The following is a 21,034-nucleotide window of genomic DNA, read 5'->3' as shown; positions in this document are numbered from 1 at the left end:
GACCAACGGACATGCCGTCCCAATTCGTTCGCTATAGGCAACTGAGACATTCAGTAATATCCGTCTTTTGCAATTGCCCGCGAATCACGCCACCCTGCGCGCCGCCAATGTGCGGCGAATCTTTTGCTCGCCGGCCACTTCTTATCCACAACCCGTTCAAGAGCCACCGTCATGACGTTTGAACGCGATCACCGAATCGACTTTTTTCGTGGCCTGGCCCTGATCTTCATTTTCTGGGATCACGTGCCGCAAAACCCGCTCGCCCAGTTCACGGTGCGCAATTTCGGGTTCAGCGATGCGGCGGAGATTTTCGTGTTTCTGGCCGGGTACGCGGCAGTACTGGCCTACGGAAAGATCGCCCGGCGCGACGGTTTCATGGTCGCCACGGTAAAAATCCTGCGTCGCGCCTGGGTGCTTTATGTGGTGCATATCTTTTTGCTGGCGCTGTTGATGGGCATTGTGTTTTTCGCCAACAGTCACGTGGAAACCCGTGATCTGGTGCAGGAAATGGGCTTGCAGTATTTCCTCAGCAATCCGCAGCAGGCGTTGATGGATGAGTTGTTGCTGCGCTTCAAGCCGAACCTGATGGACCCGTTGCCGCTGTATATTTTGTTGCTGCTTGGCCTGCCGCTGGTGCTGCCGATGCTGCTGCTGCGCAAGGCTAAATATGTGGTGGGGTTGTCGGTGGTTTTGTACCTGCTGGCGCCATGGCTTCAGTGGAACCTGGCGGGCACCGACGGTGGAGTGTGGTTTTTCAATCCTATGGCGTGGCAGCTACTGTTTATTCTCGGTGGCGCGGTGGCGATTCACGGGCAAAGGCCTCTGGTATCGCAACCTCGAGCGCTGACTCGGCAGCCGGTTTTCATTGCAGCGCTGACCTATCTGATGGTGACAGGGCTGATCGCACTGTCGTGGAAATGGCCGAGCGTGCATGACGCCTTCATGCCCCAATGGCTCGGCGAATCGCTCTATCCGATCAGCAAGACCAACCTCTCGCCGGCACGCCTGCTGCATTTCCTCGCCCTCGCCTACGTCACCGCGAGATTGTTGCCGGACACAGGCTGGACGCGACACTGGCTGGCGCAACAAAGCTGTCGCATGGGTCGTTATTCGTTGGAAATATTCTGCTTTGGCGTGTTGCTCGCGCCGTTGGCAGACATGCTCAACGCCTTGGGCGGGAACACACTGGCAATGCAGATATTCAGCGCAATGCTAGGGGTCGGGTTGATGGCGTTGCTGGGGGCTTGGCTGGATTTCAACAAACGGTTGAATCGGCCAACTCAAATCTCCGTCGTCTGATATTGAGACAAGCAAACCTTTGGGCTGGGGAGCTTTTGTGAGGAGGGGCTTTTGTGGCGAGGGGGCTTGCCCCCGTTCGGCTGCGAAGCAGTCGCAAATCCGTTCCACGCGATATGCCTGATAAAAAATGTGCTGCTGGTTTTTGGGGACTGCTGCGCAGTCCAACGGGGGCAAGCCCCCTCGCCACAAAAGCTCGCTCGCCACAGGAATCGCGCCAACCAATAAAAAGCCCCGGTCATCTCGACCGGGGCTTTTGCACTTCTGGCATTACGACTTACGAAGCCGAACGCACCGCACCTTGCGACACATTGGTCGGTTGCAGTTTGAACACATAGAACAACACCGTCAGTAGCACCAGGAAAGCAGGCCCGACATACAGTGCCACGCGAGTGTCCGGGAAGTACGCCATCAGGCCGACCACCAGCACCAAAAAGGCCAGTGCCAGGTAAGAACTGACCGGGTACAGCCACATGCGGTATTTGAGGCCGGCACGTTCGCTCGCGCTCAGGCCTTTGCGGAACTGGAGCTGGGCCAGCAGGATCATCACCCAGGTCCAGATCGCGCCGAAAGTGGCAATCGCGGTGACCCAGACGAAGACCTTCTCCGGTACCAGATAGTTAAGCAACACGCCCAGCAGCAAGGCACCGATCGACAGCAGCAGCGCACGACGGGGCACGCCGTTGTTCGAGGTCTTGGCGAAACCGGCCGGGGCCTGGCCGTTCTGCGCCAGGCTGTAGAGCATGCGCCCGGTGCTGAAGATGCCGCCGTTGCAGGACGACAGCGCAGCGGTGATCACCACGAAGTTGATGATACCGGCGGCGGTCTTGATGCCCAGACGCTCGAAGGTCATCACAAACGGGCTGCCCTGAGTGCCGATTTCGTTCCACGGGTAGATCGACAGGATAACGAACAAGGCCCCGACGTAGAACAGCAGAATCCGCCAGAACACCGAGCCGATCGCATTGGGAATGGTCTTCTGCGGGTTCTTGGCTTCACCGGCGGTCAGGCCGATCATCTCGACGCCGAGGTAGGCGAACATCACCATTTGCAGGGACATCAACACGCCTTGCACGCCATTGGGCATGAAGCCGCCGTGAGCCCAGAGATTGGAAATCCCTAGCGCCACGCCGTCGTTGCCGAAGCCGAACGCGATCACACCGATGCCACCGACCACCATCGCAATGATGGTGACGATCTTGATCAGGGCGAACCAGAACTCGAACTCACCAAAGGCTTTCACCGCGATCAGGTTGATCGAGCCCATGCTGATCAACGCCGCCAATGCCCAGATCCAGCGCGGCACGTCGGGGAACCAGACGCCCATGTACACGGCCACCGCAGTGATTTCCGCGACGCAGGTCACCAGCCACAGGAACCAGTAGTTCCAGCCGGTCAGAAAGCCTGCCAATGGGCCAAGGTAGTCTTGTGCATAACGGCTGAACGAGCCGGCGACCGGGTTGTGCACGGCCATCTCGCCGAGGGCTCGCATGATCACCAGGATCGCCAGACCGCCGATGATGTAGGAGAGCATGATGGCCGGACCGGCCATTTCAATGGCCTTGGCCGAACCCAGGAACAGGCCGACGCCAATACAGGCACCGAGCGCCATCAAGCGAATATGCCGTTCGCCGAGTTCGCGTTTAAGCGGGCCGCCCTGAGCGGTCTCGCCGTGAGGCAGGTGATTGCCGACTGGCATAGGTACAACCTCGTCTTGTTATTGGATGTGACCACCGAGTCTCGAAGCACCGACCGATAAGCCAGCGCCTGCGAAACCGGGCCTGCTTCATGGGCAGACACGTCTTGCAGGACCAAAACCTGCAAGATCAGCGGGCATGCAGTATAAAAAGCTTCCAGCAGGGTTTTTCACTCTATAAACCACAACATTCAGCCATAACTCTCGGCAAAAGCGCGGTTTACGGAGTGGCATTACCTGACTTATGTAGGATTATTCGCCACTGAAACGGCGCGGAGTATTGCACAGCAATGGTGCATCGTCATGCCCCTACCTAGGCAGCATTTATCTCTTTGATGCGTCTAGCTCGGCTATTTCAGACGATACTCCCCTCCTGTGGGGGGGGAGCTGTTGTGGCGAGGGGGCTTGCCCCCGTTCGGCTGCGCAGCAGTCGCAAATCCGTTGCACGCGGTATGCCTGACACAACATCGAGGGTTCAAGTTTCGGGGGACTGCTGCGCAGTCCAACGGGGGCAAGCCCCCTCGCCACAACAGCTCTCCTTGCCACAGCAAGCCCTCGCCACAACAGCTCTCTGGGCATAACTGCACCCTCACCGCAGTTAATCCTTCGCAAGAATCAGAATATTCACTCAATAATTACGGCCCCGATCCAGGAAATCGGCAACTAGCCTGAGAAGCGTCAAGTTGACTACTTACGCAAGGAAGCAATGGATTGCCTACTCAACCAAACTCTCATCGCCTGCGCTTTGGCAGAGCCTCCGAAAACGGCCGCGCTTATCTCATCACCGCTGTTATTCACGAACGCCAACCTATATTTTCTGACTGGCAATTAGGACGTCTGCTGGTCGCAGAACTGCGCCGGGTTCACGACGCGGGTTTAGTGGATTCAATCGCCTGGGTTGTGATGCCCGATCACTTCCATTGGCTAATGCAGCTGCAAGACAACAATCTGGGCAGTGTTGTCGGTTCTACCAAGTCACGCTGCACCCAGGCAGTGAACAAAATGACCGGTCGAAGTGGCCCGCTATGGCAAACCGGCTACCACGACAGAGCAATCCGTGATGGCGAAGAGCTTCTGCCTTTTGCTCGTTACATTGTTGCCAATCCGTTACGGGCAGGATTGGTGGAAAAAATTGGCGATTACCCGCTGTGGGATGCCTGCTGGCTATAACGCTGAACAGCACATCTGTGAGGGAATTCTGTGGCAAGGGGGCTGTTGTGGCGAGGGGGCTTGCCCCCGTTCGGCTGCGTAGCAGTCGTGAATCCGTTGCACGCGGTATGCCTGATACAAACATAGTGCTGCTAGTTTTGGGGACTGCTGCGCAGTCCAACGGGGGCAAGCCCCCTCGCCACAGCAGCCCCTAGCCACAGCAAACTCCCTGACTACAGCAAGCTCCCTCACCACAAGGAACTGTGCATACCCGATATTTGGTTATTCACAATTTTTTCACCAACGCCAACCACCGTCTAAGCTTCAAACAAGTCCGATCAATCTGCGTGAATGGATCAGTCGACTATGGGCGCTTTGTGGCAAACCGATTCGAGTGAAACTGTGGTTCCGACTGAACGTGTGGATGAAGCGCCTTTACCTGAGAAACCCCGTCGTTCCCGACACGGCTGGGGGGCTTTCTGGTTGCTGCTGTTGATTATTCTGATTGTCCTCGGCCTCGCCGCGGCCAAGGAAATGCGCACTTCCAAATTTCAGGCCCGGGAAATCAGCAAATATGCCGCCTCGCTGAAGTACGAGCTGCAACCCGGCCCCAGCGATGCGATTCGCTATCCTGGTGCAGGCCCGTTCGATCAGCGTTTGGGTTACAGCACCCTGGATGAATTTCTGCCGCGCCTGCTCAAGCGCAACTACGTGGTGTCGGCACAAACCCGCTTTTCCCCGGCGCTGATGAAGTACAGCGACAGAGGCTTTTTCGTGCCTTATGCAGAAAAAATCCAGGCCGGGCTGTCGATCACCGATTGCCGCGCGGCACCGCTGTACCAGTACAAATATCCACAACAACTCTATTCAAACTTTGCGGCTATCCCTCCGGTAGTGGTCAGCAGCTTGCTGTTCATCGAAAACCGCTTTTTGCTCGATCCCCGTCAACCTCTGGCCAACCCGGCCGTTGACTGGCCACGGTTCGGCATGGCGGCGTGGTCCCAGGTGGCCAAGTTGTTGCGCCTGCCAGGCCAGTCGGCGGGCGGCAGCACGCTGGCCACTCAGCTGGAGAAATATCGACACTCGCCCGATGGCTTGACCGTGTCGGGCGCGGAAAAGATCCGGCAAATGATTTCCGCCAGTGTGCGGGCCTATCAGGCGGGCCCGGAAACACTCCAGGCCCGGCAAAATGTGATTCGCGACTATCTCAACAGTGTTCCGCTGTCGGCAGTACCGGGCCACGGTGAAGTGCATGGCATGGCCGAAGGTTTGCGCGTCTGGTACGGCGCCGATTTCAACCAGGCCAACGAACGGCTGGCCAGCACCAACAGCGATCCGAAAAGCCTGTCGGAAAAAGGCTTGGCCCTGCGTGAAATGCTGTCACTGATGATCGCTCAGCGTCGCCCTTCCCATTACTTGACCAAAGGCCGTGATGAACTGGCCAGTCTCACCGACAGCCATATTCGCCTGCTGGCGCAGAATGGCGTGATTGATGCGCCACTCGCGACAGCAGCATTGGCCAGTAAAGTGACTTACCGCGACTGGGCCACCCAGCCCACCATTCAGCCAATCGAAACCAACAAGGGCATCAGTGTGGCGCGCAGCCGCTTGGGCGGGTTGCTCAACCGTCCGCTGTATGACCTCGACCGCCTCGACCTGTCAGCCACCAGTACGCTGCAAGGCGAGTTGCAAACCCAGGCCACCGCGTACCTCAAGCATTTGGCCGATCCAACCTATGCAGCGGAAATCGGTCTGATTGGCGAACGCCTGCTCACGCCCACCAGCACCGCGCAGGTGCGTTACAGCTTCACCCTGTTCGAACTGACGCCGGACGGCTCGCGAGTGCGGGTGCAGACCGACAGCACCGACCAGCCGTTCGACATCAATGAAGGCAGCAAGCTGGAACTGGGCTCCACGGCAAAAATGCGCGTGCTCACCACATACCTGCAAATCATCGCCGAGCTGCACGATAAGTACGCAGCGATGAGCGTCCCTGAATTGAAAAAAGTCGAGGTCCCGGACCAGGACCGTCTGAGCCGCTGGGCCGTCGATTACCTGATTCAGAACAAAGACCGAAACCTGCCGAACATGCTGAATGCCGCGCTGGATCGCAAATACTCCGCCAGCCCTGGCGAGGCCTTTTTCACGGGTGGCGGGCTGCATACCTTCAATAACTTTCGCAAGGAAGACAACGGTCGCCTGCCGACCCTGCGTGATGCCATTCGTGAGTCGATCAACCTGCCGTTCATTCGGCTGATGCGTGACCTGGTGCGCTACACCACCTATTCCGGTCCCAACAACAGCGCCGAATTGCTCAAGGACGATCGCGACCCTAGGCGTCAGGAATACCTGGCCTCATTCGCCGACAAAGAAGGCACCTCGTTCCTGCTGAAGTTCTGGAAGAAATACCGCAACAAAGACACCCAGGCGCGGCTCGAAACCTTTCTCGACGGCATGCGCCCGACGCCGATTCGCATGGCCGCCGTGCATCGTTATCTATTCCCCCAGGCCGGCCAGGAAAGCTTCAACACCTTCGTGCGCTCGCACCTCAAAGGCGCCAAGCTCAATGAAAAACTGACTGACGAACGCCTCGAGCGCCTCTACCTGAGTTATGGCCCTGGCAGTTATGACCTGCCAGACCAGGGCTTCATCGCCAAGGTGCACCCGCTGGATCTGTGGTTGATCGGCTACTTGCTGAACAACCCCGACGCCAAGTTCAGCCAGATCGTCAAAGCCAGCCAGTTCGAGCGCCAGGAAGTCTATAGCTGGCTGTTCAAGAGTCGGCACAAGGGTGCCCGCGACAGCCGAATCCGCACCATGCTGGAGATCGAGGCATTCCTCGACATTCACCAGCGCTGGCAGAAAGTCGGTTATCCGTTCGATCATCTGGTGCCCTCGCTGGCCACCGCCATCGGCAGCTCCGGTGACCGTCCGGCGGCATTGGCTGAACTGATCGGCACCATCCTCAACGACGGTGTGCGCATGCCGACACTGCGTATCGACAGCCTGCACTTTGCGGAAAATACACCGTACGAAACCAAACTGATCAATGACCCGGATGTCGGCAAACGGGTAATGCCTTCCGAGGTGGCAACGGCCATGCGCGAGGCTTTGTCGCAAGTGGTGGATGCCGGCACGGCCAAACGCGTGGCGGGCAGTTTCAAACTGGCTGACGGTAGCCCGTTGGCCATGGGCGGCAAAACCGGTACTGGCGACAACCGCATTGAGGCCATCGGTTCCGGCGGGCGGATTCTCAGCTCGAAATCGATCAACCGTACCGCGACTTTCGTGTTCTACATTGGCGACCGGCATTTCGGTACCCTCACCGCCTATGTCCCCGGGCGTACGGCCGAGAATTTCAAGTTCACTTCCGCGTTACCTACGCAAGTGCTCAAGGGCATGGCGCCGATTCTTTCGCCTTACCTGCAACCCGGCACTCATACGTTGTGCCAGGGCACGGTGACAACGGCTGAACGCTAACGGGGCGTTTCAGCCGCTGTTTCAAGCGTGGTGTTAACTATGTATTTTTCGCTCTTGATTATTGAAAGCATCGCTTCGTAAACGCTGCCCGAATCCTGCTTATATTTGCGCTTTTTTCAGCGCTCCCCCTTGCCTAGTCTGGTCGTCCTATCATGGATGACTGGACGACAACCTCATGCCGATTACCCCGCTTACACCTGAAAGTACTCATCACGAATTAATCCGTAATGCCATACCCCCGTGGCTCACCGATGCATCATTGCAACGCGTCAGTGCGCTGAAAACTGTCAGGCTGAATCTTCCCGACTGGCACAAAACCGCCTCGGCAGCCGAACACCAGCGTTTGAAGGAAGACATCAAGGATTATTGGGTCGCGCAGAACAGCGTGGACAAGGCGCTCAGCGGCCTGCAAGACGTCCACGCCTTCGCCGAACCGATTCTGAAAAAAGCCCTGAAAGACCGATTTGGCCTGGAAGAAGATGTGAAGGAAACCTGGCTGCGCCTGTATGCGCCAGTGAAAACGTCTTGGTGGGTGCATGACTTCGCGGCCGGCACTCAAAGCCGCACGGTGTCCCTGCTCGATGCGGCGCTGCACAACTTTTCGAGCAGCGAAATCTTCACCACGGATTCCGAGTTCATTACCCGCCCAGACAACCGGGGGCATTTCAGAACAAAACCCATCAAGCACAAAATGCGCATCGATCAGTTCAAGACACTCTGTCGCGATCTGAACCTCGGTGCTCAATACGAACGACATCTCAAATCGTTTCTGCTACCGGCCGACAGGCTGGCCAGCAATGTACTGCGCTACCGGGTCACTCAAAGCCAGAAAAGTGCATTAAAAGCTGCCGCGCGCATGGCACTGATGAAAAAAGACCTCAGCCAACACGCCTACGCCGTTGTACAGGACATGCTCAATGAGCAAAAAAAACCGACATGGAACGGTAAAGCCGTCAGCTACTACAACCTGGCGATGATGGACGTTGCCCTGACCGGCATCGTGTTGATCACAGCCGATGTGCTCACCAGCAAAGTTCCCGAGCCACTGATTGCCTATGTCCCCAACGACCCCGAACATCCGCTCAAGGAATACCCTTCATCCATCGAATTCATGGCCGAGCTGACCCGCCAGTTACGGGATGATCCAGCCTCGCCAACACCGGGATCAGGACGCTATCAAACATTTTTCAGTCAGTTCATTACTCACTCGCAGCGCGGTGCTTTTTTCGCCAGGCTGAACGCACGTTTGAGCCAAGTGAAATGGCACCAGGCTGCCCCCGGCCCGAACACGCCGAGCTGGCGAGAGACACCGGTGGACAGCCCGAACCTGCAGTTCAGCCTGTCGAAGATCGAGGATGATCGCCAGACCCGCTTCGACGGCGAGCTGTGGAAGTACCTCTACCAGGAGAAGCTGAACAAGATTCTCAATGACGCGCGAGACATCGTGATTTCCACCGACTATGCCGATCGCATGGCGCGCTGGGCCTGGTGGGACAATCTGGAAAAAATGCTCTCGGATATTCTCAATGTCGCGTTGCTGGTGGCGACGCCCTTGGTGCCCGGCCTGGGCGAACTGATGCTGGCGTACACGGCATATCAACTGACGGATGAAGTGGTCGAGGGCATTGTCGACCTGGCCGAAGGCCATTTGGCCGAAGCCGGTGAACAAGCCATCGGGGTGCTTGAAAGCATTGTTCAGCTGGGCGCTTTCGCCGCGGGTGCAGCAGTGGGCAAGGTGGTGAACCAGAAGCTTTCGTCGTTTGTCGAAGGGCTGAAACCGGTGCAACTGGCCGATGGCAAGACCCGCTTGTGGAACCCGGATCTCGCGCCCTATCAACAACCACCCAGCGTGGCTTTGCCCAGCGACACCCGGCCGGATACGCTCGGCCTGTATCAACACCAGGGCAAGCGCCTGCTACCGCTGGATGGTCAATTGTTTGAGGTGGAAAAAGCCCCGGACAGCGACCAGCACCGCATCAAGCATCCGCAACGCCCCGATGCTTATGGTCCGGCGCTCACCCACAACGGTGAAGGCGCCTGGATCAGCGAAACGGAAAACCCGCGCGGTTGGGAAGGCACGACATTGATGCGTCGCATCGGTCACCGCGTCGACACGTTTACCGACACGCAGCTGGAACAGATTCGCCAGATCAGCAGCACCGATGAAACCGTGTTGCGCAGGGTACACGTTGATCGCGCCCCGTCCCCCGCACTGCTGACCGATACCTTGCAGCGCCTCGGCGCATCCGCAAAAGTCGCCGAAGTAGTATCCCCCGACGTCACCCTGCTGCTCATCGACTTCCCCGACCTCCCCACACCTGTTGCGGAAAAAATCATCAAGGGCGCCACACTCCAAGAACAACAACAGATGACGCAACAACGACGTCTGCCGTTGCGCCTGAAAACCCGGGCACGGGAGCTTCAGTTCGAGACGCAATCGGTTCGGGCTGCCCAGGGCCTGTACCAGGATGCTTTGATCAACATTGATACCGAACGCCTGCTGCTGGGGACGTTGCGAACCTACACCGACACATTCGGCGACTTGCGCATTGAAATTCGTGAGGGTGCATTTGATGGGGAGCTTCGTTGCAGTGCGGGCCCCGAGGATGCGACGCAGGTTCGGGTATTGATTCGAAACGAGGCCGGAAAGTACCGGGTACGGGATGCCTCGGATCAACCGATCCATGAGGACGAGGGTTTTCTTGGAGCGATCCTGCATGCCATGGGTAGGGATCGACAAAATGCGTTGGGCTATAAACCGGGTGACGCCGAGTCCTTCAGGCAGTGGGTCATTGCCAAGACCGCCCCGTCCAGCGAGCGCAGGACTCTGCTCGCCCGCCCCCCCGTTCGCCCCGTTGCCGAGCACGAAACGCTGTTGCTGGTACGCGGCGGCGGACTGAGCAAGGATGGCGAGACGGTGCATGATCGTATTCGCGATCAGTACCCGCATTTCAGTGAGCGCGAGGTCGATGTGTTCGCCAACGCGCTGATCGAAAAGGGTGAGCCGCTGAAAGCCATGGAGCAGGAAGAAGACGATCTTGATGAACTGCGGGTGATCCTGAACCGTTGGGAATACCAGCAACCACAATACTGGGGCCCGGATCGCCAGGGTTTCATGAACGGTGGCGGGCAGCACATTTCCCGACGCCTCATTGAGTGTTTCGAGCGCAAAAACCTGGAGCTCGGCAACCGCACCGACCCTGCCCACTATGCCCTCGACCTTTCCCGAGAATTGTGGCCGGTGGATCTGGAAACCTGGTGGTCGAAACGCCCGGAACTGAAGAAGTTTCTCAATCGAATCACGGTCCTGAAGCTCGATAACACGCGGTTCTACAGCGAGCGGAATGGCCTGCTGAAAGACTTCCCCAACCTTCGAGAACTCAGCGCCGAAAACTGTGAACTGACTCAACTGCCCTACGGCATCGGCCAGTTGCGCAGGCTGGAACGTCTGCGACTGAGCAGCAACCGCATCGTGCTGGACGCGCCGGCGGTTGAGCAGCTGAGAAATCTGACCTACCTGGAGATCCTCAGGCTTGAGGATAATCCTCTGGGCAGGCTGCCGGACATCGGGCGCATGCCCAGACTGAAGGTCGTGGCCCTGAAAAATACCGGGCTCAGTACTTGGCCGGAAGGCACATTGGCCAAACCCCGCCCACGCGGTTTCTTTATGGACCTGCGCGAAAACCCGATCGATCAGCTCCCCGACGTGGTATCCGGCTCGCCGGATGCATGGGTGGTGGCGCGTACACGTCTGGATGTCGGCCAATTGAACGAGGTGCATCAGGTAACTTATCAGGCACTGCGCCGATCCGTGCAGTTGCCTGCCGAACCTGTCGAACCCTCAAGCACGCTGGTCCCACCGATGATCAGTTCGACTTACAGCGCCTCGCACTGGAACGACGTGCCAGGCTGGGGGGTGGATCGAGCCACCTTATGGTCTGAGCTGCTCGACGAATCCGATGCCCAACGGTTCATGGCCGTGCTGATCGACACCCAAAACTCGGCCGACTATCGGGCGGGCGGCCAGGCTCAGGCGCAACTGTTGCAGCGCGTATGGCGGATGCTCGACGCCGTGCATATCGATGCCCGGCTCAGGGAGAAGCTGTTCACCATGGCCATCGCCCCGGTCGATTGCGCCGATGCCGGTGCACAGTTGTTCAATCACATGGGCATCAATGTGCTCGCCTCCGAGGCGTATTCGTATTCCACCGATACCCCGCAACTGGAACGATCGCTGGTAACCCTGGCCAAAGGCGCCGCGCGCCTGGAGTGGGTCAACGATATTGCCCGGGCCGATATTGGCGGTCGCGACAGCAACCCTGACGATGTCGAAGTCTATCTGGCTTACCAGACGGGTCTGGCACAACGCCTGAGCCTGCCTTGGCAATCAGATGGGATGCTTTACCGAGGCGTGTCCGGCGTCACCGATGCCATGATCGACCAGGCCGGTGACACGGTGTTGGAACTGGAGGAAGGCGATGGTCTGGTGAACAAAATGCTTGAACAGGATTTCTGGGAACAGTATTTGCACGAAACCTGGCCGGTGCGGATTGAAACCAACAAGCGCCTGTACCTGAATAAATCCGAACAGTTTGTGTCGTTGCGCAGTGTCCAGCGGGAATGGGCCGACGCCACACAGTTGAGCGACACCCAGCGTGCCGTGCTGAGAAACCGGCTCAAGGAACTGATGAACGATCTATCGGTGCCAGAGACTGTAGTGTTTGCCGATGAGCCGATAAGCGATGTCATCTTCGACCGGTGGCTGGTCGACATGGGCGATGAGGAAAAAGAACTGTCGAGACGTCTGACCCGCGAAGCATTGAGAAGAGCCGGGCAGTAAAACGGCCACGCTTCAAGTTGCAAGATGAAGTCCGACGGCGGAACCGCCGTCAGACTGACGTTAACCATCTACCGGCCCCATTCTTCAACGAGCCCCTCATTACCCATCTCGAACAAGGCGAATACGTGTTGGTGTCATTCGTGGGACATATTCGAGATCAGGGCGCGACAGCATTGAAAATCAGCTGGACATTTCCATAGTAAGTGCCCGGTTTGTAGCCACCGGCAGGCACTTTCGGTCGTATCTCCAGGGGAAAGCGGCCGCCCGCCATCGCTTGCGCCGCCGATACCACTTCCCGGGATTGCGGATCGTGGCTCAACTCCTGGCCGTTGAAGCTGACCCGCAAGTAGATGTTCTGATCGTCATGCCCATTGGACAAATAGGGTTCGCTCTCCAGTCGTGCCTCAATGGCACTGGTGTCGTGTTTGACATCGAAGTTTTTGCGCAGCCCGCCCAGGGTTGAAGTGTGGATGTTCCAGGCCAGAATCTGCTCCCGATGAATCCAGTCCGTCTCGGCCGGGATCACGTAAAACCCCAGCGTCGGAATATTCACCGACACTTCGAACGTGTGTTCTTCCCGCGCCGCGAACGCCGACGCACTCATCAGTGCCACGCTGCCCATCCACAGGACGATGGCCGCTTGCTTGATCATGTCAGATACCTGTTGCGTCAAAAAAAGGCCACGAGCGCCAGCGGCTACCCGCGTGGTCGAAGGTCACCGGCCGGCGATGTGCAACGCCTTTTTCGAGCCGCCCTCGATCAGGTTGAAGCGGTACTCACGCCCCGGTTTCTTGTCGAACTCAAACGTCTTGCCCGCCAGCACGTGGTGCTTGGTGGTGGGCTCGCAGTCGGTTTCGTTTTTGCGCGAGCAGTTACGGAACTCATCGATCACCACCACCGTGTTGCCGTTATTGCGCAGCCTGTAACGTTCGGCGCTGTCGTCGACCACACTGTCATAGCGACTGTTCTGCGGCCGGACGAAGAACACCGTGCCGAAACCGGTCATAACGTTAACGCCTGCCGACAGGGTCTTTTTGTAGTCCTCGCGCTCCTCGCTGGACATCGCGAACTCGTCTTCCTTTTCCGGCACCACTGGCACGAAACGCACACGAAAATAGCGCTCGGTTTCCCGCTCTCCCATGGCCAACAGACGCGTGCCCTGCATGCCGGTGGCCGGGATGATCAAACGCGCCGGGCTGGCCATCAGCCCGTCGCGAGCGCTGGCATCGGCCTGAGCCTTGACCGGCACTTCGCGAGGCGTGCCATCCGCGTCGTAGATGATTTCCAGAATATTGACCTTGACGAAGGCCGTGCTGTCGCCGCTGTTGAATACGCGCTTGAGGTACGTGCTCTTATCGCCATCCAGATAGTCGTAAACCGTTCCCACATTGATTTGCGGCCCGGCCTGAATCGCCAGAGAAAATCCGCTCAAACCCAACAGTGCCCACAGACGTTTCATACCCTTGAACCTCATACTATTGAACACAACACTGGCTCGAATAATCGATGCGCAGCCCATCAGATTTCCGAGTCCCAGATCACCGTCACTCTGCCCGAATAGGTGCCGCCGCTACCGGGCTCCAGCATGAACTCCATCTGGTTTTGCGGAATTTCGAAATGCAGAACTCCGGGTGCTCTATCGACATAGAAGCCGGGTTGAAACTGTTGTGCATTGGCCGCTCCCGCTCTCAGGCGCTGGCGCTTGACGGGTTGTCCGGCAAGATCGGTCAGGCCATTGGGCAGGCTGACGCTGACCTGCAACTCAACCGATTTTTTCGAGACCGGGTCTTTAATCATGCAGTCGTAAGAGAACCCCGCAATCTCACACTCCAACTGCATCTTGAAGCGCGAAGACGCCGAGATATTGAAGGTCTGATCGCGGAACAAACGCACGGGCCGGCGCCCGGCTTGCAGCCAGCTTTGCCAGCCACCGGCTGGTACCAGATCGATTTTTTCGCCACCGGGAGGAATATCGACTTTCAGGGTGTGCTGCACGTCGAGATTGAAGTTCAGGGTCAATGCAGAATCATCGGGTTGCATTACATCACCCATGTCGAAATCCTGATTCGGCCCGACGCCAAAGGTAATCGATCCGTTGTAAGACCCACTCTGCATAGTCAGTGGGTTCGGCGTTATCAATTGATAACCGAACACGAAGTACAGGTATCGAAAGGACAGTGGTATCTCGAACAAAGGTTGCTTTGAGCACACCCCCGCGCCGAGGGGCACTTTCCAGAAGCTGTTGAAACCAATATTACCCACGGTCGACCACCCGACTCCCTGACAGGGTGGAGGGGCATACATCCAGGATCCGCCGTTCCAAAGCCTGTCCCATCCCGGTCCGCCCGCCACCCCGGTCAATTCGGCGACCGACACCGGTAGCTGCGACTCATGTCCGATTCCCGCAATCCGGACCTTGACGGTCTGGACTTCTCCGGATGAATGGGTAACCTGCACATCCCGCCAGTCCGAGGGCACTTTGGCCATTCCACCTTGCCGAGGATCGACATGATTGGCACGGATCGGTGCATTAGCAGTAAATGAAATCGGCGCAATCAGACTGAATAGACCCTCCGACTCACAGGCCCTTGGCACCTGAAGACAGAAACCCTGAGACGGCGTCTTATTCACGAATTCATTTTTATGCGGAGCCGCCGAGTCCGGCGAAAACGTAGCGTCAATGTTCAAGACAGCGGCATTCGCCGGTAATGAACTCAATCCACACAACGCTGCCAGCGGCATCGCGCGACTGAGGTTTTTTCCAAGCCTGGTCAATATCTTCATGTCAGTCAGCTCGCCGTAGCGTCCTTGAAAGTAGCGTCTGCCAAGGTGTCCGGCGAACAACGCAAATCACCGATCATCAGCACATCGTTTTCACTGCGGTGCCTATCCACATCGAGTCGGAACTGACACAGCAACTGGTCGGCATAACGAACTTCCAGGGTTGGAGAGCCGGCATTCATTTCCATCGAGAAGAACCCATCGACCTCACTGACCCCACGGCTGGCGTGGTTGATCACGTGGTGGCCCTTGAGCGGCTGGTCTTGTGCGTCGAGCAGACGGCCCAGCACGGTGAGGGTTTTCATCACTCGCACCTTGCGGTACTCGACGCCTCCCTTGTTCAGGTGATAGCGGGTACGCGCCGGTTCGATGCTGGCCGCCGGCGCGTGATTGCCTTCGAAGTCGAAGCTCACCGAGCCGTTTCTGTAGGCGGTAATCGGAATGAAGTTGCGCCCTGGGCGCAACGCCGCGCTGCCACCGCTCAAATCATCGGCGCGCAAGGCAATGCCATCGATATCGGACTCGACATCGACGATCATCCCGGCACCACGACCCTGATGCTGGCTGGTCAACGTCATGCGTTGGCCTCCAACGATCAGCGTGCTGTCCAGATTCAGGCCACCGGTGAAGTTGCCGTTATAAGACGAGCGCTGGACGAAGCCGTCGCCATTGACCGCGTCAGTACGAAAGTTCGCCAGGCTCGACAGACCAATGCCGTAAGTGTCGGTGAGCGCCGTCACCGAGACGTTCTGCAAAACGTGGTCCCGCAGGGTCTTGCGGTAACCGATCGAGGCGTTGTTGTCGCGGCTGCCATTCCGCGCAGTGCGAGTGCCGATGCTGCCGGAAACCTGCTGGTCCGGCCCGCCCAGCGCCATGTTGATGCTCAGGTCGACCCCGCGATTGCGCGCATCGCCACTGCTGTAACTGCCAGGACGATCAAACAGCGACAGGCGCCAGTTGGCGTCGCTGCCGAACATCACAGTGCGTTGCGACCAGCCCAGATCCACACCCACGCCTTCGGTGTTGCCGTCACTGTGGGACACCCGAGCATTGAGTGAACTCTTGCGGCTGATGCGATGGTTCAGCGCCAGCGATGAATTGCTGGTCTGGCCGGTGAACACATTGCGCTGACGTACCCGAGTACCGTCAGGCAGCGTGTCGTAACTGTTGCGGGTGTCGAGCCAACTGCGGTTGTGGCTGATCACCAGGCTGCCGGAGCCATAGTTGTAGAGCCCCTGCAGATCGGCGCCGGTGCCGTGATCTTCGGTCTGGTAAAGATTGGCATAGAGGCTGGTGCTGTTCGCCAACGTCCAGTCGATGGAACTGCCGTATTGCAGTTTTTCCCGCACCTGACGGGCCGACAGCCCGAGAATCACTCGCGGGTGCAGCAGGTAGTTGAGCGACGCGCCAGCAGTCGAATCGCCGCTGGCCTGTTGATCCCAGTTGCTGAGCAGTTTGGTTTCCTGCCCGGCGAACAGGTTGTAGCGCCAGCGCTCATCGAGGTTGCGCCAGTTGTTCGGTTTGTAGATCAGCTCCTGAGTACTCGAGGTGGTTTGACCGTCCTCGATCAGCCGTACTTCCACCTCGTAAATGCCACCGGGCAACGGGCGAGTGTCGAGGGTTTGCAAACCGGCAGGCACCGATTGGGTATTGATCAACAGGCCATCGCGGAAAATCTCCACGGACGCCTGGCGGTTCGCGGTCACATAAACCGGGTACACGCTGGGCCGGGAACTGTCGATCGCCAGGCTGTCGGAACTGCCGTACATCAAGCCGACGGCTGTGTCGGGACTGGTGCCGAACGAACGGGGCTGACGCGTCAGGCCTTCGGAATTGGGGGTGAAGTAGCCCAGGCGAACGAAACTGCCGGGCAATTCACGCTGGGTGTAGAGCTCGTGAACTGCGTGATATAGCTTCTCGTCCGGCCCGCCGAGGCGAGCCAGTTGCATGTTGAACGTCTGGCTCCAACTGCCCAGGCTGGCGCTGGCTTCGAGGCCGAAACGACCGCCCAGATCCTGATCCTGCCCCCCATTGAGGTTGAGCTGATTGCGCACCATCAGGCCGCTGCTGCCACCTTCGGGTTGGTCGTAGTAACGCTTGGCATCCAAATCGCGCTCAGCGTTTTCGGTGACGATCGATACCAATGAATTTTCGAGGTTGTAGTGAACCGCCAGCATTTGCTCCGGGCATTGACCTGTGCAGCTGCCCAGCGCCACACCGGGTTTGAGGATATCGGCCCAGGTCTCGCGCTCACTTGCGCCGAATCGGCTTTCGCTGGTATCGGTGAAATCGAGCAACGTCACGCGGTCATCACGGGACAACACAACCATTGCCTCGCCGAGCGGTTGTTGATCGAGCTCTACCCGAACCGCCAGCGGAACATCAAAGAAATGCTCCTCAAACTCTGCCGGCAAGCCTTTGGCCTGAGCCAGCAAACTTCGCGGCGTATTATCAACGGAAGTGGGCGCCGCAAATGCACTGCTACATAACAGCAACGCAAGCGCTGCCGCGATGGGCGTCATCGGGAACATGAACAGGTACTCTGATTACGAAGAAGTTGAATCCCGACCGACAGATGGAAGCATGCCGGCCGGTCACGTTACTTAAGCAAGTAAGCGCTTATGACTCCTGATCAAGTTCAAAGAGCAACAGGGGGAACAGCGTCGAACGTCATGGTGACTGCGCCGGTGTAATACCCGGGCGCAATATTGGGGCTAATAGCCTTGATATTGAGTGGGGCACGGAAGTTGACGTTCGACTCGGTCTCGCCAACCACCATTTGCGGAGTCGTGGTGAGGACTACACCATTAACCGCCACTTGCAGATTGATCGCGCTAGAACCAGAGTACAGCTGCGGTACGCTTTCAAGGCTGGCATGCACAGACCCATTATTGTTGATCATGTCAAAGAAGCCGTTGACCTCGCCCATTTTTCCGGTAGTGGGCCTATAGCTCATGTCCTGATCCTTGTTGACCAGGTCCGGATCGGCCGGGACTACATAGAAGCCGTTGCCCGGCACATCAGCCACCAAGCTGATCGAGTGACGGGCTTCACTCGCGGCAAACACGGCGGAAGAACTCAGAGCCAAAACAGCCAGTGGAGCGGCAATCGAGAATTTTTTGAACATCATTCAGTACCTGTCTTCTTGAAAGGATCGATTCATTGAAAATCCACACAACGCACACCGGTAAGGGCTCGTGTTGATTTGAACTTTCAACGCCGAGGCATGATCGGCTGTTCGCTCTGGAAAGTAAGCAAGTAACTTCCGATGATCACGTAGTTAAACACCCTCATGACAAGCAAGAAAAAAGAACAAAAAAGCAAAATACAAAACATCGACTGTAAGTTATGCCCTACATACAGTTTTATTAAAAAAACCATACAGCAGTTTTAACTATACAACACGGGACTTCAGGGCTTATAGAATAGAGGGTACGACACTAATAGAGCGATAACTTTAACTTTCCAGTCCTGTTTTCGAAAGAAAAAGTCAGGTTGCCAACCCATGCACCGCTTGTCGGCGGACTGAACGGCTCCCAAAAAACGTCTTGCTCACGCCTTAAGATATATCTTAAGTTGTATCTAAACACGACGAGAGAAAGCAAAAATGAGAGACCATCATTCCCCCCACGACGGCCGCGACGGCTTCGAGAAACGCCCAGGACCCGGCCGCGAGCGCGGTGGACGCGGGCCACGGGTGTTCGCCCCCGGTGACCTGAAATTATTGCTGCTGGCGCTGATCGCCGAGCAGCCGTGCCATGGCTATGACTTGATCCGCCAGATTGAAAGCATGTTCGACGGCGCCTACAGCCCCAGCCCCGGCGTGATCTACCCGACCCTGACCTTCCTTGAAGAAAGCGAAATGATCCTGGGCGATGCCGAGGGCGGAAAAAAACGCTACAGCATCACCGACGCCGGACGTCTGTCTTTAAGTGAACAAGCGATTGCCCTGGACGGCGTACGCATGCGTATCGAAGTCAGTAAGCGCTCGTTGCGTGGCCATGACCGTCCCGCCGAAATTCACGAAGCGGTGCACAACCTGCGCCATGCCTTGCAAATGCACCATGGTCGCTGGAGCCCGGAAGAAATCCTGCGGGTACGCGACCTGCTCAACAACACGGCCAAAGCCATCGTCGACGGCCCCGCCGTTCCATCTACTTCGGAGAACGCCGAATGACCGACGTTATCGTGCCATCCCAATCCATTCACCGTGTCAGCCACGAGATCAAACGCCGTCGTCTACAAGTACTGCGAGTGGTCGACCTGACCCCGCGTATGCGCAGGATTACCCTGGGTGGCCCAGAGCTGGCTGGCTTCGTCAGCCTCGGAACGGACGACCACGTCAAACTGCTGTTCCCACAAAATGCAGCGGAACACGCGGCGCTGGAAACGCTGGTACTCGGTGCTGGCAAGGACAACGGACCGATGCCCGCGATGCGTGACTACACACCTCGTCGTTACGACCTGGACACGCAGGAGCTGGACATCGACTTCGTGCTGCACGGCGATGGCCCTGCCTCGACCTGGGCCGAGCAGGCCAAACCCGGCCAGTTCCTGCACATCGGCGGGCCCCGGGGCTCGATGATCGTGCCGGACATCTTCGACAGCTACCTGCTGATCGGCGACGAAACCGCCCTGCCCGCCATCGCCCGCCGCCTCGAAGGCCTGGCTGCCAATCGGTGTGCACTGGTGATCGTGGAAGTGGAGAACGGCGCCGAACAACAACGCCTGGAAAGCGCAGCGCAGGTCGATGTGATTTGGGTACTGCGTGAAGGTGGCAGGAATAACCTGCTGACCACCGTGCAACAGATCGAGGTGCCCGATGGCAATCTGTATGCGTGGGTGGCGACTGAGTCCAAGGTGTCGCGGCAGATTCGCCGGGTATTGCTCGATGAGCACGGCCTGAACGAGCAGTTTGTGAAAGCTGTCGGTTACTGGCGACTGGATGACAGTGACGAGGAGTAACCACAAATCAAATGTGGCGAGGGGGCTTGCCCCCGTTGCGCTGCGTAGCGGCGCTAAAACCAGCAACGGAGTGATAGCTGGCACACCGAGTTTGCTGATTTCGCGACTGCTTCGCAGCCGAACGGGGGCAAGCCCCCTCGCCACAAAGCTCCCTCGCCACAGTCAGTGTTCACTTCCGACCTGTGCGCCACCGATCCAGCCCAACCACCAGCAGCGCAATCAGCACAAACCCCGCCAATACCCCACCTGCATTCACAAACACCTGTGGATAACCCAACTTGTCCACATCAATGAACGGATAGGGATAAACCGCTAGCAGATGCCCGCGCCATAACGCATAGCCGAAGTACACCAGCGGATAGATCACCCACACCGCAATGTGCCGCAGCCGCAACGTACCTTTGGGCACACAGCACCACCAATAAACCAGAAACAGCAGCGGCATGACGTCATGCATCAGCTCATCGGCCAGCCATTGCCAGCCTTCGGGATGCCACAAATGGCGTAATAACAGGCTGTACGCCACACCGACCACGGCGATGCTCACCGCAATTCCACTGCTCACCCACGGCTGCAAAAACCAGCGCCGCGCCGCCGATTCCCGGGACGTCAGTTCACAGGTCAGCACCACCGCCACCAGCGTGTTGGTCAGCACGGTGAAAAAACTGAAAAAACTCACCAGCCCACCCAGCAGACTGGCCGCAACACTCCAGCGTAGGTAAAGAATCAGGTACATCTGAATGGTTAAGCCCGCCCAGCCCAAAACCGCAGCCACGGCAACACAACGACGCCTCGCGGCAGAACCTGGCGTCGAGGGTATGACCACG

Annotated in this window: 13 protein-coding genes; 6 read left to right on the top strand and 7 right to left on the bottom strand. The window is 57.8% G+C overall.

Annotated features, from left to right (window positions below; all coding sequences use genetic code 11):
• Positions 1-171: 171 nt before the first annotated feature.
• Positions 172-1,299, top strand: a complete 1,128-nt coding sequence (locus JFU11_RS09710) for an OpgC domain-containing protein (RefSeq protein WP_201060510.1) — start codon at positions 172-174, stop codon at positions 1,297-1,299.
• 274 nt (positions 1,300-1,573) lie between these two features.
• Here the strand turns inward: JFU11_RS09710 and JFU11_RS09705 are convergent, their stop codons facing one another.
• Positions 1,574-2,995, bottom strand: a complete 1,422-nt coding sequence (locus tag JFU11_RS09705; protein WP_201060509.1) for an amino acid permease — start codon at positions 2,993-2,995, stop codon at positions 1,574-1,576.
• A gap of 708 nt (positions 2,996-3,703) precedes the next feature.
• Between JFU11_RS09705 and JFU11_RS09700 the strand changes: the two genes are divergently transcribed.
• From JFU11_RS09700 to JFU11_RS09690, 3 genes are all read left to right on the top strand, one after another.
• Positions 3,704-4,162 carry a transposase gene (locus JFU11_RS09700; protein ID WP_123719386.1) on the top strand — a complete coding sequence of 153 codons (459 nt, stop codon included), beginning with the start codon at positions 3,704-3,706 and terminating at the stop codon, positions 4,160-4,162.
• Between the two features lie 345 nt (positions 4,163-4,507).
• On the top strand, positions 4,508-7,621 hold the full coding sequence (locus JFU11_RS09695) for a transglycosylase domain-containing protein (protein WP_201060508.1): 3,114 nt from the start codon (positions 4,508-4,510) through the stop codon (positions 7,619-7,621).
• A gap of 175 nt (positions 7,622-7,796) precedes the next feature.
• A complete protein-coding gene (locus JFU11_RS09690; protein ID WP_201060507.1) occupies positions 7,797-12,461 on the top strand; it encodes a DUF6543 domain-containing protein in 4,665 nt (1,554 codons plus the stop codon).
• A gap of 157 nt (positions 12,462-12,618) precedes the next feature.
• Here JFU11_RS09690 and JFU11_RS09685 read toward each other — a convergent pair whose 3' ends face one another.
• The 5 genes from JFU11_RS09685 to JFU11_RS09665 form a co-directional block, all read right to left on the bottom strand.
• On the bottom strand, positions 12,619-13,113 hold the full coding sequence (locus JFU11_RS09685; RefSeq protein WP_123719389.1) for a CS1 type fimbrial major subunit: 495 nt from the start codon (positions 13,111-13,113) through the stop codon (positions 12,619-12,621).
• A 63-nt stretch (positions 13,114-13,176) separates the two neighbouring features.
• Complete coding sequence (locus tag JFU11_RS09680; protein WP_123719390.1) at positions 13,177-13,920, bottom strand: molecular chaperone; 744 nt, start codon at positions 13,918-13,920, stop codon at positions 13,177-13,179.
• A gap of 59 nt (positions 13,921-13,979) precedes the next feature.
• A complete protein-coding gene (locus JFU11_RS09675; RefSeq protein ID WP_201060506.1) occupies positions 13,980-15,245 on the bottom strand; it encodes a hypothetical protein in 1,266 nt (421 codons plus the stop codon).
• A 5-nt stretch (positions 15,246-15,250) separates the two neighbouring features.
• Complete coding sequence (locus tag JFU11_RS09670) at positions 15,251-17,773, bottom strand: CS1-pili formation C-terminal domain-containing protein (RefSeq protein WP_201060505.1); 2,523 nt, start codon at positions 17,771-17,773, stop codon at positions 15,251-15,253.
• A gap of 107 nt (positions 17,774-17,880) precedes the next feature.
• Complete coding sequence (locus JFU11_RS09665; RefSeq protein ID WP_201121281.1) at positions 17,881-18,372, bottom strand: CS1 type fimbrial major subunit; 492 nt, start codon at positions 18,370-18,372, stop codon at positions 17,881-17,883.
• Positions 18,373-18,849: 477 nt separating this feature from the next.
• Here JFU11_RS09665 and JFU11_RS09660 point away from each other — a divergent pair, with 477 nt between their 5' ends.
• Positions 18,850-19,419: a PadR family transcriptional regulator gene (locus JFU11_RS09660; RefSeq protein WP_201060503.1), complete on the top strand. Its 570-nt coding sequence runs from the start codon at positions 18,850-18,852 to the stop codon at positions 19,417-19,419.
• Entirely contained in the window at positions 19,416-20,207 is a 792-nt protein-coding gene (locus JFU11_RS09655) for a siderophore-interacting protein (protein WP_201060502.1), read from the top strand. The genes JFU11_RS09660 and JFU11_RS09655 overlap by 4 nt, the downstream gene beginning before the upstream one ends.
• Positions 20,208-20,376: 169 nt before the next feature.
• On the opposite strand, the gene JFU11_RS09650 is transcribed toward JFU11_RS09655, so the two are convergent.
• Positions 20,377-21,033 carry a Pr6Pr family membrane protein gene (locus JFU11_RS09650; protein WP_123719394.1) on the bottom strand — a complete coding sequence of 219 codons (657 nt, stop codon included), beginning with the start codon at positions 21,031-21,033 and terminating at the stop codon, positions 20,377-20,379.
• Between the last annotated feature and the right edge of the window lies 1 nt (position 21,034).

It is taken from the genome of Pseudomonas sp. TH37 (assembly GCF_016650735.1).
Classification (GTDB): domain Bacteria; phylum Pseudomonadota; class Gammaproteobacteria; order Pseudomonadales; family Pseudomonadaceae; genus Aquipseudomonas; species Aquipseudomonas farris.
This window is presented reverse-complemented; position numbering and strand designations above follow the sequence as displayed.

Coding starts and splice junctions, on each gene's coding strand:
- JFU11_RS09680 (WP_123719390.1), bottom strand. CDS start 13,920: ATGAAACGTCTGTGGGCACTGTTGGGTTTGAGCGGATTTTCTCTGGCG.
- JFU11_RS09675 (WP_201060506.1), bottom strand. CDS start 15,245: ATGAAGATATTGACCAGGCTTGGAAAAAACCTCAGTCGCGCGATGCCG.
- JFU11_RS09695 (WP_201060508.1), top strand. CDS start 4,508: ATGGGCGCTTTGTGGCAAACCGATTCGAGTGAAACTGTGGTTCCGACT.
- JFU11_RS09685 (WP_123719389.1), bottom strand. CDS start 13,113: ATGATCAAGCAAGCGGCCATCGTCCTGTGGATGGGCAGCGTGGCACTG.
- JFU11_RS09665 (WP_201121281.1), bottom strand. CDS start 18,372: ATGATGTTCAAAAAATTCTCGATTGCCGCTCCACTGGCTGTTTTGGCT.
- JFU11_RS09690 (WP_201060507.1), top strand. CDS start 7,797: ATGCCGATTACCCCGCTTACACCTGAAAGTACTCATCACGAATTAATC.
- JFU11_RS09710 (WP_201060510.1), top strand. CDS start 172: ATGACGTTTGAACGCGATCACCGAATCGACTTTTTTCGTGGCCTGGCC.
- JFU11_RS09670 (WP_201060505.1), bottom strand. CDS start 17,773: ATGTTCCCGATGACGCCCATCGCGGCAGCGCTTGCGTTGCTGTTATGT.
- JFU11_RS09660 (WP_201060503.1), top strand. CDS start 18,850: ATGAGAGACCATCATTCCCCCCACGACGGCCGCGACGGCTTCGAGAAA.
- JFU11_RS09705 (WP_201060509.1), bottom strand. CDS start 2,995: ATGCCAGTCGGCAATCACCTGCCTCACGGCGAGACCGCTCAGGGCGGC.
- JFU11_RS09655 (WP_201060502.1), top strand. CDS start 19,416: ATGACCGACGTTATCGTGCCATCCCAATCCATTCACCGTGTCAGCCAC.